Genomic DNA, 13,599 nt, shown 5'->3' with positions numbered 1-13,599 from the left:
GGCATGAGCTTGCACGCCCTTGAGTCTGCCGCCAGGGCGGAGAAGTTCGACTAGCGAGCGCCACACGGGCAGAGCCAGTGCGGGGCCGCGCGGCGCTACGCGATGGCCAGCGCCGTTGCCAGGCCCGTCGCCACACACATCGACGGCCCATGCGGCACGGCGTGCAGCCGCCACACCAGACCGATCGCCGCAGTCAGCAGCGGCGCCCCCAGCGCGGCCAGGAACCACACCTCGACACCGAAACAGCCGCTGATCCCGCCGAGGCCGATTGCGAGCTTGACGTCGCCGGCCCCCATCGCCGTCGGCGCCGCCAGATGCACCGCGAGGTAGATCGCGGCCAGCGCCGCTGCGCCCGCCAGGGCCGGCCCCGCACGACCGGCTAGCGCCGCCCCGATCAGGATCACCACGCCGCCGGGCAGCGTCAGGAAGTTGGGCAGCCGTCGCTGCCGAATGTCATAACAGCTCAAGGCGACCAGCCAGGCCATGACCAGCCCGATCCGCATGCGCGCAGGCTAATCCAGTTCTGACAGCGCGCAAGTCATGGCCTCGCGCGGCGCGGGCAGCCCAGTGAACTGCTCGACCTGCGCGAACGCCTGGTGCAGCAGCATCTGCAGGCCACTTAACACGCGGCCACCGGCGGCCTGCACCGCGGCGGCCAGCGGCGTGGGCCACGGGTCGTAGATGGCGTCCAACAGCACCGGGACCGTGGCGAAGGTGTCGGCGTAGCGGGCGGCGACGTCGGCGGGCAGAGTGCTGACGAGCACCCGCGCGGCGGCCACCGCGTCGGCCAGCGCGTCGTCGTCCAGGCCGCAGTGCCGCATCGCTAAGCCCAGGCGGGTGCCCAAGTCCACCAGCCGAGCCACCTTGTCGGCGTTGCGGGCCACTACCGTGATGCCGGTGACACCCAGCGTGGCCAGCCCCACCACAGCCGCCGGAGCGGTGCCGCCCGAACCGGCCACCAGGGCATGTCCCGAGGCCTGGCCGAGCGCGCCCGCCACGCCGTCGATATCGGTGTTGTCGGCGCGCCAACCACTCGGTGTCCGGACCAGCGTGTTGGCCGACCCGACCTGTTCGGCACGCGCGGTGCGTTCGTCGGCGAACCGCAAAGCGGCGAACTTTCCCGGCATCGTCACCGACACGCCGACCCATTCGGGACCGAAGCCGCCCACCAGGGCTGGTAATTGCTCGGCAGTGCACTCGATGCGGTCGTAGGTCCAATCGGTCAGGCCCAGTGCGCGATACGCCGCCAGGTGCAGCTGCGGGGATTTGGAATGCGCGATCGGCGAACCGAGTACCGCCGCTTTCCTAACACTCATCGCGCGGAATCGAGCACACCGTTGCGCTTGGCCAGCTCGATGTTCGCCAGATGCTGCTGATAGTCGCGGGTGAACAACGTCGTCCCCTGAGCGTCGATGGTGACGAAGTACAGCCAATCCCCCGGAGCCGGATGCTCGGCCGCGCGCAGCGCGTCCACTCCGGGCGAGCAGATCGCGGTGGCCGGCAGCCCCTCGGCCATGTAGGTGTTCCACGGGGTCCGCTGGGCACGATCGGCATCGCCGGTGGCGACTTCGCGCCGATCCAGCGGGTAATTCACCGTCGAGTCGAATTCCAGCTTGCGGTGTTCGTGCAGGCGGTTGTAGATCACCTGGGCCACTTTGGCGAAGTCCGGCGCATTGGCTTCCTGTTGCACCAGCGAGGCCACCACCAGGATGTCGTAGGGCGACAGGCCGATCGCTTTGGCGGTGTCTTCCAGCCCGGACGTCAGGTACGCGACGGTGCCGGCGCTGATCAGGTTCGCCAAAATCGTCTCGGCCGACGCCGCCGGGTCGATGTTGAAGGTTCCGGGCGCTATCAGGCCTTCGAGGCGGCGGTGGTCGTCGCGCAGCTCGGTAACCGGCTCGATCGCCCATTTCGGTACCTGCAGCGCCGTCGGCGGGCTCTTGCTCGCGGACGCGCGCAGATCGGCCACCGATACGCAGCGCTGGTTGCCGTTCAGGTCCACGCAGGTGGCTCGCGAGATCAGGGTGAGAATCCCGGGGGTGGTCTTGTTGGTCTTCATGTCGGTGGTGTCGTCGAGCTGACGCCCTTCCGGGATAACCAGCCTGCCCACCCTGCTGTTCGGGTCCGCCAGCCGCGCCACCGCATTGGCCGCCGGGATCTCGGTGCGCATCCGGTAGTAACCGGGCTGAATCGCCGAGATCGCGGCGTTGCCGTGCGCGGCATCGACGAACGCCCGCACGGTGCGCACCACACCGCGCTTGAGCAGCGTCTCGCCCACCGCCGTGGTCGAGTCGCCGGCCTGGACCTGGATCACGACATCCTGCTTGCCGTTGCCGGTGTAGTCGTCCTCGTTACCCGAAATCAGGTGCCACATCTTCGAACCAAGCAGAACCGCGGCTACTACGACGACAACGAGCAGGCCGGCCGCGAAACCGCCGGCGACGCGGCGCCGGCGACGGGTGCGTTGGGCCTTCTTGCGCTCGGCGCGCGTCCGGCGATGCCGGCTCGGCCCGACCGCCACCGGCTTGGCCTTCTCGCGCTCAGACATCGGAGACTTCCGCGGCGTAGTTGGCCTGGCCGGGCGAGGCGATCAGGGAGCGACGTTGATCCAGCCATCCCTGCAAGATGGCCACCGCAGCAGCCTGGTCGATCACCGAACGCTGCTGCTTGGCCCGGATCCCGGCGTCCCGCAGTGACCGTTGCGCGGTGACCGTGGTCAGCCGCTCATCGGCTAGCCGGACCGGGGTGGGTGCGATCCGTTGCGCCAACGCGTGCGCCACCTCGATGGCGTCCTGCGCAGACTGGCCGACGCGGTCGGCCAACGTGCGCGGCAATCCGACCACTACCTCGACCGCGTCGAACTCGGCCGCCAGGGCGGCCAGCCGGCGCAAGTGTTTTACGGACCGGTCGCGTCGGACGGTTTCCACCGGGGTGGCCAGGATGCCGTCCGGATCGCTGACCGCTACACCGATCCGTACGGTGCCCACGTCAACGCCGAGCCGCCGGCCTCTGCCGGGGTCAGATACGCCCGGCCGGTCCGGCTGGCGCTGCGGCGATCGCAAGGGCGGAGGAGCCGGGCGCTGCGGGTCGCCGCTTTGTGCCTGCGGTGTTTGGACCACTCAGCCGACCCGCGCTATCTCTGCCCGTAGCGCGTCCAGAGCCGCGTCGATGCCGTTCGGATTCTTGCCGGAGCCCTGGGCCAGGTCGGCCTTGCCGCCGCCACGGCCCTCGACCGCACCTGCGAGCTGTTTGACCAGGTCGTTGGCGTTCAAACCGAGATCCTGGGCGGCCTGATTGGCCGCCACGGCATAGGGAACGCTCGAGCCGTCGCCTTCGGCGATCAGGGCCACCACCGCCGGGTCGCTACCCAGCTTGCCGCGGATGTCGCCGACCAGGGAGCGCAGATCGGCCGCCGTCATGCCGGTCGACATCCGTTGCGCCACCACCCGCACGTTACCGATGCGCTCGGCGCCCGCGGCGGCATTCGTGGCGGCCGCGCGAGCGCTGGCCAGCCGGACCCGATCGAGCTCCTTCTCGGCCGCTTTGAGCCGCTCCACCAGGCCCGCCACCCGGGCCGGCACCTCTTCGGACGGTACCTTCAGCGACGATGCCAGCCCCGCCATCAGGGCGCGTTCCTTGGCCAGGTGCCGGAAAGACTCCAGTCCGACGTACGCCTCCACCCGGCGCACCCCGGAGCCGATCGAGGATTCGCCCAGGATGGTCACCGGGCCGATCTGCGCGGTGTTGTGCACGTGGGTGCCGCCGCACAGCTCGAGCGAGAACGGACCACCCATCTCGACCACGCGAACCCGATCCGGATAGGCCTCGCCGAAGAGCGCCATCGCGCCCATCGCCTTGGCCTTCTCCAGGTCCTCGAGGAAGGTGTGCACCTCGAAGTCGGCCTGCACGGCCTCGTTGGTCACCTCTTGGATTTGTGAGCTCTGGGCGTCGGTGAGCGGTCCCTGCCAGTTGAAGTCGAAACGCAGATAACCCGGGCGGTTCAACGATCCGGCCTGCACGGCGTTGGGACCCAGCACCTGGCGCAGTGCGGCGTGCACCATGTGGGTGCCGGAGTGACCTTGAGTGGCGCCCTTGCGCCAGCCCGGGTCCACCGCCGCGATCACCGTGTCGCCCTCGACGAACTCTCCGGACTCGACATTGACCCGGTGGGCATGCAGGGTCTTGGCGATCTTCTGCACATCGGTGACCGCGGCGCGGGCGCTTCCGCCCGAGCCGGTGCCGCTGATGCTGCCGGCGTCGGCGATTTGCCCACCGGACTCGGCGTAGAGCGGCGTGCGATCGAGAATGAATTCCACCCGGTCCGCACCGACCGCGTCCGCGTGCGACACCACCGGGACCCGTTTGCCGTCCACGAAGATGCCCAGAATTCTTGCCTCAGAGGTCAATTCGTCGAAGCCGGTGAACTCTGTGGGGCCGGCGTCGACCAGTTCGCGGTACGCGGTCAGGTCGGCGTGGGCATGCTTGCGGGCGGCGGCGTCCGCCTTTGCCCGCCGCCGCTGCTCGGCCATGAGTTCGCGAAAGCCCGCCTCGTCGACGGTCAGGCCGGACTCCGCGGCCATCTCCAGGGTTAGTTCGATCGGGAAGCCGTAGGTGTCATGCAGGGTAAAGGCATCGGAGCCGGATACGACGGTGGCACCGATCGCCCTGGTCGCGCCGGCTACGTCGTCGAAAAGCTTCGAGCCCGACGCCAGGGTCCGGTTGAACGCCGTCTCCTCGGCGACGGCGATGCGGTTGATCCGGTCGAAGTCGTCGACGAGCTCCGGGTATGACGGACCTATCGCGTCACGCACGGTGGCCATCAGGTCGCCGACGATCGGCGAATCCGAGTCATCCACGCCAAGTAGCTTGACGGAGCGGATGACCCGTCGCAGCAGCCGGCGCAGCACGTAGCCACGGCCGTCGTTGCCGGGGCTGACGCCGTCGCCGATCAGGATGGCGGCGGTGCGGCTGTGATCGGCGATGATGCGGTAGCGGACGTCATCAGCGTGGTTTCCCACGTCGTACCCGCGGGGCGCGCGCGCGGCGACCAGGTCGATCACCGGACGCAGCAGGTCGGTCTCGTAGACGTTGTGCACGCTCTGCAGCACCAGCGCGATGCGCTCGACGCCCATGCCGGTGTCGATGTTCTTGCGCGGTAGCGGCCCGAGGATCTCGTAGTCCTCTTTGGTCGTGCCCTCGCCGCGCTCGTTCTGCATGAAGACGAGGTTCCACACCTCGAGATAACGGTCCTCGTTGGCGATTGGACCGCCTTCGACGCCGAACTCGGGACCGCGGTCGTAGTAGATCTCCGAGGACGGCCCGCACGGGCCGGGAATCCCCATCGACCAGTAGTTGTCGGCCATGCCGCGGCGCTGGATGCGCTCGGCCGGCAGGCCGGCGATCTCCTGCCACAGCTGCGCGGCCTCGTCATCGTCGAGATGGACTGTCGCCCAAAGCTTTTCGGGATCGAGTCCGTATCCTCCGTCGGCCACCGGGTTGGTCAACAGCCCCCAGGCCAGCTCGATGGCGCCACGTTTGAAGTAGTCGCCGAAAGAGAAGTTGCCGGCCATCTGGAAGAAGGTGTTGTGCCGGGTGGTGATGCCCACCTCGTCGATGTCCGGGGTGCGGATGCATTTCTGGATGCTGGTGGCGGTGGCATACGGCGGCGTGCGCTGGCCCAGGAAGTACGGCACGAACTGGACCATGCCGGCGTTGACGAACAGCAGGTTGGGGTCGTCGAGGATCACCGAGGCGCTGGGCACCTCGGTGTGGCCCGCCTTCACGAAATGATCAAGGAACCGCTTCCTGATCTCGTGTGTCTGCACTGTGCTTCTTCCTTAGTTTCCTGTTGCTCGCGCGCCCGCGCGGGTGGGAGTCGGGTACCAGCCTATTCGCCGGAACTGCGCGCCGAACACGCAATTCGGCCCGCTGAGCCTCGCATCTAGCCTTCGAGGAAGCTCAGCCGGACTGATCGCCTCGGATTGTCGCGATTGAGGTCGACCAGGACCACGCTCTGCCAGGTGCCCAACAGCGGCTCGCCACCGCTGACCGGCACCGTCACCGACGGCGAGATGATCGCCGGCAGGACGTGATCGGCGCCGTGGCCCGGTGAGCCGTGCGAGTGCCGGTAGCGGTCGTCGCGCGGCAGCAACCGTTCCATCGTGTCCACCAGGTCGTCGTCGGAGCCGGCGCCGGTCTCGATGATGGCCAGGCCGGCGGTGGCGTGCGGAACGAACACGTTGCACAGTCCGTCGGCGTGGTTGCCGCAGAACGAGCGCACCGCGTCGGTGAGGTCAACGATGCGGCGACGCGCGGTATCCACATCCAGCACATCGGTATCCATTTGGACCAGCCTACGGGTCTTGCCCGGTCGCCGATCCCGGAGGAAGGTGGTCTCAGGACCGGTGGCGCCGCCGGGGCGCTGCCCCGATACACAGGAGGGGTCGATCGTGTTTGCACGCTCAACCACCATCCAGGCGCAACGCTCGTCGATCGGCATGGGTATCGAACACGTTCGCGACGTGGTCATGCCGGCCCTCGCAGAGCTGGAGGGCTACCTGGGCCTTTCGTTGTTGGTCGACCGCGAGTCGGGCAGATGCGTCGCCACCAGCGCCTGGGAAACCGAATCAGCGATGCAGCGCAGCGCTGAGCGGGTGTGGCCGGTGCGCTACCGGGCGGTCGAGGTCTTCGGGGGCAGCGCCGTGGTCGACCAATGGCGGATCGCGGTGCTGCACCGCGACCACCGATCCATGCCGGGCGCCTGGGTGCGGACCACCTGGCTGCGGACCCGGCCCGAGCTGTTCGAGCGCGGCGTCGACTTCTACCGCTGGGCTGTGCTGCCGGCCGTCGAGGAGTTCGACGGCTTCTGCAGCGCGAGCCTGATGGTCGACCCCACCTCGGCGCGCGCGGTGGTCTCGGTGACATACGACAGCCACGACGCGATGGAACGCTGCACCGACTCGGCCCGTTCACTGCGGACGGCGATGATGCGTGATCTCGGTCTCGACCAGGACGACGTCGGCGAATTCGAGCTGGCGCTGGCTCATCTGCGGGTGCCGGAGCTGGTGTAAGGGCCTGCTGGGGGCGGCCGTCTGGACGCTTCTCGGCGCTTGTTCATCGAGACTGTAAAACCGCAGTCAAAGTGCGAGTAGACCCCTGCAAAAACGCAGGCTCGGCGCCCTAGCCCCGCAGGCTCGGCGAATCGCTCAGGGCAGCGCGTCTCCCGGAAAGCCCAGACATGGATGTACCTGCTAGTTGAACACCCCGGCGGCCACCCCGGGATCGTCTTCCAGGAGGGCCGTGGCCTCGTTGACCGTCGCCGCGAACACGCCCACGCCACACATGTCGGAGTCGTCGGTGACCGGCAACACCACCGCCAGCACGCCGTGATGCCGCAGGCCGAAGTTGCGGCGGCCGTGCTCCCAGATCACCGCCGGCGCGGCATCGTCCCGGTAGTTCGGGCCGCGCTCCAGGATGACGACGCTGTAGGCCCTGGCGGTCGGCAGCAGTTGGTTCATCTCGTCATCGGTGAACGTTTTCATGACCGCCCACGCCTTCCTCGGATGATCGCGCGCAACCGGTCCAGGCGGCCGGCGATCTCTCTCTCGGCACCCCGCCCGGTCGGTTGGTAGTAGTCCACCCCTACCAGCTCGTCCGGCGGGTATTGTTGTGCCACAACGCCATCCGGGTCGTCATGGGAGTACCGGTAGCCCTTCGCGTTGCCCAGTGCGGCCGCGCCGGAATAGTGTCCGTCGCGCAGATGAGGCGGCACCGGGCCGGCCTTGCCCGCCTTGATATCGTTCATCGCGGCACCCAGCGCCGTCGTCACCGAGTTGGATTTCGGCGCGGTCGCCAGATGAACGGTGGCGTGTGCCAGCGTCAACTGCGCCTCGGGCATACCGATCAGAGCAACCGTCTGCGCCGCGGCGACCGCCACCGGCAGCGCCGTCGGATCCGCCATGCCGACGTCCTCACTGGCCAGGATCATCAGGCGCCGCGCGATGAACCGTGGGTCTTCCCCCGCGACCAGCATGCGGGCCAGGTAATGCAGCGCAGCATCGGCATCCGAGCCGCGCACCGACTTGATGAAGGCGCTGACGACGTCATAGTGCTGGTCGCCGTCCCGGTCGTAACGGACCGCAGCCCGGTCCAAGGACTGTTCGACGGTTTCGACCGAGACATGATCTGAAGCCTCGGCCGCCACCTCGAGCGCCGTCAGCGCCCGCCGGGCGTCACCGGCGGCCAGTTGCACCAACAACTCGACGGCATCGGGCGCCACTGTCACTTTGCCGCCCAGGCCGCGGGGGTCGTCGATTGCCCGCTGCACCACGGTGCGGATGTCGTCGGCGGTCAGCGGCCGCAGCTGCAGAATCAGCGACCTCGAGAGCAACGGTGCGACCACCGAGAACGACGGGTTCTCGGTGGTGGCCGCCACCAGCAGCACCACCCGGTTCTCCACGGCGGCCAGCAGCGCGTCCTGCTGGGTCTTGGAGAACCGGTGCACCTCGTCGATGAACAACACCGTCTGCTCGCCGGAAAGGGAGCTGAATCGAGCTTTTTCGATCACGGCCCGAACATCTTTGACACCGGCCGACAACGCCGACAGCGCCTCGAAGCGCCGTCCGGTGGCCTGTGAGATGAGTGCCGCCAGCGTCGTCTTGCCGCTTCCCGGCGGACCGTAGAGGACGGCCGACGCGACACCCGATCCTTCGACCAGGCGACGTAGCGGCGACCCGGCTGCCAGCAGGTGCTCCTGACCCACCACCTCGTCGAGCGAGGCCGGACGCATCCGCACCGCCAGCGGGGCGCCGGCACCCGAAACGTTCAACGCATGATCGGTCGACTTCGGCGCACCGGGCAGGTCGAACAGACCGTCGGACACGACTTCAGACATACCACGCAGTGCGGACACGCCGCCGACAGGGAAGCCCGCCCGCGACTAATGCGAGCATCCGGGGCACACATTTGCTAAGTTCCCGTTGCTACGTCCCGATCCAGCAGAGCCAACTACGAGGCAACGAGGACAGCCATGAGCCAGCCGCCAGAGTATCCAGGTAACCCGGCCGACCCTCAGGGCGGCAATCCGCCTGGCTACCCACCCCCGCCGCGATACAGCCCGCCGCCACCGCCGAATTACGGGGCGCCCCCGCCACCGCCGCCCGGTTACGGTGCCCCACCGCCGCCGCCGGAGTACGGGCAGCCTTCGGGTCCCGGCGGCTACCAGGCTCCCGGTTACGGCACGCCGCCTCCTCCCCCACCCCCGCCGGGTTACGGCGCCCCGCCGCAGGGTTACCCGCCCCAGGCAGGGCTGGGAGGTGGCCCCGGCGGTCCGCCGTTCAGCGTCGGCGAGGCCTTCAACTGGTCGTGGGGCAAGTTCAAGAACAACGCCGTCGCGCTGGCGGCGCCGGTCGCCATCTACTTCCTGATACTCGCCGCCGTCATCGGTATCCCCCTGGGCATCGCGTTCGCGACCGCCGAGACCACAACCACGACCGCGGATTACGGGTACGGCGTCAGCTACGAGTCGACGAGCACCAGCTTCGGGCTGATCAGCTGGATCGTGATGACCATCGGCATCATCGCCGCGGTCTTCGTCGCAGCGTTCCTGCAGGCCGGCCTGACCACCGCCAGCCTGGAACTCGCCGACGGCCGGCCGGTCGGCATCGGGACCTTGTTCAAGCCGCGCAATGTGGTCGGAGTGCTGCTCACCACTCTGCTGATCGTGGTGGCCTCCTCAGTGTTGTCCTGCACCATCATCGGGCCGCTGGTGATCGCCTTCTTCACCCAGTTCGCCGTCGCATTCGTCGTCGACAGATCCCTGTCGCCGATTGACGCGATCAAGGCCAGCTTCGCGACCGTACGCGCCAACCTCGGGCCCAGCGCATTGTCCTGGCTGGTGCAGTACGCAGCGGTGGCTGTCGGCCAGCTCGCCTGCTACGTCGGACTGGTCGTGGGAGCGCCCATCGCGGCGCTGGTCCAGATCTACACCTACCGCAAGCTGACGGGCGGGCACGTTTCCGAAGTCGAGCAGCCCGTACCGTCCGGCCAGTATCCGCCGGGCCCCCCGCCCGGGCAGTACCCGCCGGGACCGCCGCCCGGGCAGTACCCGCCGCCGCAGCAGTACTCCTGATTGACAACAGCGGTAAAGCGACTGAAACAGACCGTTCACATGTGAGCGCGTCGACAAGCGAATGACAGCTGCCCGCAGCGCAAGCCACCCCAGGCGCGCGCTGCGGGCGGCTGTCTCTTGTGATGGGATCAGCGGTTATGAGCATCAAAGTTGCACTGGAGCACCGCACCAGTTACACCTTTGACAAGCTGGTCCAGGTCTATCCGCACGTGGTCCGGCTGCGCCCGGCTCCGCACTCCCGGACACCGATCGACGCCTATTCGCTGCGCGTCGAACCGGCCGAACACTTCATCAACTGGCAACAGGACGCGCTGGGCAACTTCCTGGCCCGTCTGGTGTTTCCCAAACCCACCCGCGAGCTGATCATCACCGTCGGCCTCATCGCCGACCTCAAGGTGATCAATCCGTTCGACTTCTTCATCGAGGACCGGGCCGAGAAATGGCATCCGGGCCGCTCGCTGTACCCCAAGGCACTGGCGGACGACCTCGAGCCCTACCTGCGTCCCGTCGACGAGGATGGCGACGGGTCAGGGCCAGGCGATCTGGCGCAGGCCTGGGTACGAAATTTCTCGGTGCCCGATGGCACCCGCACCATCGACTTCCTGGTCGCGCTGAACCGGGCGATCAACGCCGACGTCACTTACAGCCTGCGGATGGAACCAGGAGTTCAGTCACCGGATCACACGTTGCGCAGCGGTGTCGGCTCGTGTCGTGACTCGGCGTGGCTGCTGGTGTCGATCCTGCGTCAGCTCGGGCTGGCCGCCCGCTTCGTGTCGGGCTACCTGGTGCAGCTGGCCTCCGACGTGAAAGCGCTCGACGGGCCGTCCGGGCCCGCCGCCGACTTCACCGACCTGCACGCGTGGACCGAGGTGTACATCCCGGGCGCCGGCTGGATCGGACTGGACCCGACGTCGGGGCTGTTTGCCGGCGAGGGCCACATCCCGCTGGCCGCGACACCCCACCCAGCGTCGGCGGCGCCGATCACCGGCAGCACCGAACCCTGCAATTCGGTGCTGGACTTCTCCAACACCGTCACCCGCGTCCACGAGGATCCGCGGGTGACGCTGCCCTATACCGACGACGCGTGGGACGCGATCTGCGCGGTCGGACACCACGTCGACCAGCGGCTGGCGGCCGGCGACGTCCGGCTCACCATCGGTGGGGAGCCAACGTTCGTCTCGGTGGACAACCAGGTCGACCCGGAGTGGCGCACCGCCGCCGACGGCCCGCACAAACGGAAGCTGGCATCGGAGCTGGCCGCCCGACTGAAGACGCAGTGGGCGCCGCAGGGCCTGGTGCAGCGCAACCAGGGCAAGTGGTATCCCGGAGAGCCGCTGCCACGCTGGCAGATCGGGCTGTACTGGCGTAGTGACGGGCGCCCGTTGTGGACCGACGAGGCGTTGCTGGCCGATCCGTGGGGCGCCCAAGATTGCGATCCGGTCGAGATCGACCACGCGCACGAGGTGCTGGCGGGGATCGCCGAAGGCCTCGGCCTGCCCCTGTCGCAGGTGCGCCCGGCTTTCGAGGATCCGTTATCAAGGCTGGCCGCCGCGGTGCGGTTACCGGAGGGCGATGCGGTGGACCCTGACGACGATCTCGCGGACGACAGCGCCGCGCGGCGTACCGCGTTGCTGGCGCGTCTGGACCAGGCCGTCACCAGCCCGTCCGCCTTCGTGCTCCCGCTGCACCGCCGCGACGACGGCAGCGGCTGGGCCAGTGCCGATTGGCGGCTGCGCCGTGGCCGCCTGGTTCTGACCGAAGGTGATTCGCCGGCCGGTCTGCGGCTGCCGCTGAACTCGATCAGCTGGTACCCGCCGCCGGCGTCCTTCGACGTCGACCCGGTAGCCATCTGCGACCCGCTGCCCGGGGCCGCAACGGACGCGGCGGTGCTGGTCGAACCACACAATGCGCCGACGACCGCGCTGGTCGCCGAGATCCGCGACGGGCTGCTCAACATCTTCATGCCGCCCACCGAAGCGTTGGAGGACTTCGTCGACCTGATCGCCCGCGTCGAGGCCGCGGTGGCCAAGGTCGACGTCCCGGTGGTGATCGAGGGGTACGGCCCGCCGCCTGACCCGCGCCTGACGTCGACAACGATCACGCCCGATCCGGGCGTGATCGAGGTCAACGTCGCACCGACCGCCGGCTTCGACGAGCAGCGCCGGCAATTGGAAACCCTCTACGCCCAGGCCCGGCTGGCGCGGCTGTCCACCGAGTCGTTCGACATCGATGGGACTCACGGCGGCACCGGCGGCGGCAACCACATCACGCTGGGCGGCGTGACCCCCGCCGATTCACCGCTGCTGCGCCGCCCGGATCTGCTGGTGTCGCTGCTCACCTACTGGCAGCGCCACCCATCGCTGTCCTACCTGTTCGCCGGGCGGTTCATCGGGACCACCTCACAGGCGCCGCGGGTGGACGAGGGCCGCGCCGAGGCCCTCTACGAGCTGGAGATCGCCTTCGCCGAGATCGTGCGCCTTGGGGGCGGGGGGCTCAAGAGCACGGCCAAACCGTGGGTCACCGACCGCGCACTGCGTCATCTGCTCACCGACATCACCGGCAACACCCACCGCGCCGAGTTCTGCATCGACAAGCTCTACAGCCCCGAAGGCGCCCGCGGCCGGCTCGGGCTGCTGGAACTGCGCGGGTTCGAGATGCCGCCGCATCTGCGGATGGCGATGGTGCAGTCGCTGTTGGTGCGCTCGCTGGTGGCCTGGTTCTGGGAGCAGCCGCTACGCGCCCCGCTGATCCGGCACGGCGCGAACCTGCATGGACGGTATCTGTTGCCGCACTTCCTGATTCACGACATTGCCGACGTGGCCGCCGACCTGCGCGCGCAGGGTATCGCGTTCGAGACCAGCTGGCTGGACCCGTTCACCGAATTCCGTTTTCCGCGCATCGGCACCGCCGTCTTCGACGGCGTGGAGATTGAGCTGCGCTCAGCGATCGAGCCGTGGAACACCCTCGGCGAGGAGTCCGCCGCCACCGGCACCGCCCGCTATGTCGACTCCTCGGTCGAGCGTGTCCAGGTCCGCGTCATCGGCGCTGACCGCCACCGCTACACCGTGACGTGCAACGGCTACCCCGTCCCGCTGCTGGCCACCGACAATCCCGACATCCACGTCGGCGGGGTGCGGTTCAAGGCCTGGCAGCCGCCCAGTGCCCTGCACCCGACCATCTCCACCGACGTCCCTCTGCAGTTCGAGCTCATCGACCTGACCACCGGCACCTCACGCGGCGGGTGCACCTACCACGTCGCCCATCCCGGCGGGCGCGCCTATGACGAGCCTCCGGTCAACGCCGTCGAAGCCGAGTCACGCCGCGCGCGCCGCTTCGAGGCCACCGGGTTCACCCCTGGCAAACTCGACCTCGCCGGCCTCCGTGAGAAGCAGGCCCGATTATTGACCGACGTCGGCGCGCCGGGCATCCTCGACCTGCGGCGCGTGCGTACCGTGCAGCAGTAATGGGTC

At 68.5% G+C, this 13,599-nt stretch carries 11 protein-coding genes; 3 read left to right on the top strand and 8 right to left on the bottom strand.

Annotated elements, in window-relative coordinates:
- Window positions 1–95: 95 nt before the first annotated feature.
- From ACX9NE_RS12055 to ACX9NE_RS12030, 6 genes are all read right to left on the bottom strand, one after another.
- A complete protein-coding gene (locus ACX9NE_RS12055; RefSeq protein ID WP_459363852.1) occupies window positions 96–503 on the bottom strand; it encodes a prepilin peptidase in 408 nt (135 codons plus the stop codon).
- A gap of 9 nt (window positions 504–512) precedes the next feature.
- A complete protein-coding gene (locus ACX9NE_RS12050; RefSeq protein ID WP_459363853.1) occupies window positions 513–1,316 on the bottom strand; it encodes a shikimate dehydrogenase in 804 nt (267 codons plus the stop codon).
- A complete protein-coding gene (gene mltG, locus ACX9NE_RS12045) occupies window positions 1,313–2,548 on the bottom strand; it encodes an endolytic transglycosylase MltG (protein WP_459363854.1) in 1,236 nt (411 codons plus the stop codon). The genes ACX9NE_RS12050 and mltG overlap by 4 nt, the downstream gene beginning before the upstream one ends.
- Window positions 2,541–3,062: a Holliday junction resolvase RuvX gene (gene ruvX / locus ACX9NE_RS12040; protein ID WP_459363855.1), complete on the bottom strand. Its 522-nt coding sequence runs from the start codon at window positions 3,060–3,062 to the stop codon at window positions 2,541–2,543. Before ruvX ends, mltG begins: the two co-directional genes overlap by 8 nt.
- A 57-nt stretch (window positions 3,063–3,119) precedes the next feature.
- Complete coding sequence (alaS, locus tag ACX9NE_RS12035) at window positions 3,120–5,825, bottom strand: alanine--tRNA ligase (RefSeq protein ID WP_459363856.1); 2,706 nt, start codon at window positions 5,823–5,825, stop codon at window positions 3,120–3,122.
- Window positions 5,826–5,941: 116 nt separating this feature from the next.
- Window positions 5,942–6,331 (bottom strand): secondary thiamine-phosphate synthase enzyme YjbQ, encoded by a 390-nt coding sequence (locus ACX9NE_RS12030; RefSeq protein WP_459363899.1) that lies wholly within the window; start codon window positions 6,329–6,331, stop codon window positions 5,942–5,944.
- A 118-nt stretch (window positions 6,332–6,449) separates the two neighbouring features.
- Between ACX9NE_RS12030 and ACX9NE_RS12025 the strand changes: the two genes are divergently transcribed.
- On the top strand, window positions 6,450–7,070 hold the full coding sequence (locus ACX9NE_RS12025) for a hypothetical protein (RefSeq protein WP_459363857.1): 621 nt from the start codon (window positions 6,450–6,452) through the stop codon (window positions 7,068–7,070).
- A 180-nt stretch (window positions 7,071–7,250) separates the two neighbouring features.
- On the opposite strand, the gene ACX9NE_RS12020 is transcribed toward ACX9NE_RS12025, so the two are convergent.
- Both ACX9NE_RS12020 and ACX9NE_RS12015 read right to left on the bottom strand, forming a co-directional pair.
- Window positions 7,251–7,541, bottom strand: a complete 291-nt coding sequence (locus ACX9NE_RS12020; protein ID WP_459363858.1) for a hypothetical protein — start codon at window positions 7,539–7,541, stop codon at window positions 7,251–7,253.
- Window positions 7,538–8,893, bottom strand: a complete 1,356-nt coding sequence (locus ACX9NE_RS12015) for a replication-associated recombination protein A (RefSeq protein WP_459363859.1) — start codon at window positions 8,891–8,893, stop codon at window positions 7,538–7,540. The genes ACX9NE_RS12020 and ACX9NE_RS12015 overlap by 4 nt, the downstream gene beginning before the upstream one ends.
- Window positions 8,894–9,028: 135 nt before the next feature.
- Here ACX9NE_RS12015 and ACX9NE_RS12010 point away from each other — a divergent pair, with 135 nt between their 5' ends.
- Window positions 9,029–10,129 (top strand): DUF2189 domain-containing protein, encoded by a 1,101-nt coding sequence (locus ACX9NE_RS12010; protein WP_459363860.1) that lies wholly within the window; start codon window positions 9,029–9,031, stop codon window positions 10,127–10,129.
- A 137-nt stretch (window positions 10,130–10,266) separates the two neighbouring features.
- The gene (locus tag ACX9NE_RS12005) at window positions 10,267–13,593 is read left to right on the top strand and encodes a transglutaminase family protein (RefSeq protein ID WP_459363861.1); all 3,327 of its coding nucleotides are present in this window, start codon (window positions 10,267–10,269) and stop codon (window positions 13,591–13,593) included.
- The last annotated feature ends 6 nt before the right edge of the window (window positions 13,594–13,599 follow it).

Source organism: Mycobacterium sp. ML4 (assembly GCF_054515735.1).
Note: the sequence above shows the minus strand (reverse complement) of the source record. Positions and strands in the feature narration are given on the sequence as shown.

Excerpts from the sequence above, each read along its gene's own strand:
- ACX9NE_RS12005 (WP_459363861.1), top strand. The coding sequence starts at position 10,267 with ATGAGCATCAAAGTTGCACTGGAGCACCGCACCAGTTACACCTTTGAC.
- ACX9NE_RS12050 (WP_459363853.1), bottom strand. The coding sequence starts at position 1,316 with ATGAGTGTTAGGAAAGCGGCGGTACTCGGTTCGCCGATCGCGCATTCC.
- ACX9NE_RS12010 (WP_459363860.1), top strand. The coding sequence starts at position 9,029 with ATGAGCCAGCCGCCAGAGTATCCAGGTAACCCGGCCGACCCTCAGGGC.
- ACX9NE_RS12055 (WP_459363852.1), bottom strand. The coding sequence starts at position 503 with ATGCGGATCGGGCTGGTCATGGCCTGGCTGGTCGCCTTGAGCTGTTAT.
- ACX9NE_RS12020 (WP_459363858.1), bottom strand. The coding sequence starts at position 7,541 with ATGAAAACGTTCACCGATGACGAGATGAACCAACTGCTGCCGACCGCC.
- ACX9NE_RS12015 (WP_459363859.1), bottom strand. The coding sequence starts at position 8,893 with ATGTCTGAAGTCGTGTCCGACGGTCTGTTCGACCTGCCCGGTGCGCCG.
- mltG (WP_459363854.1), bottom strand. The coding sequence starts at position 2,548 with ATGTCTGAGCGCGAGAAGGCCAAGCCGGTGGCGGTCGGGCCGAGCCGG.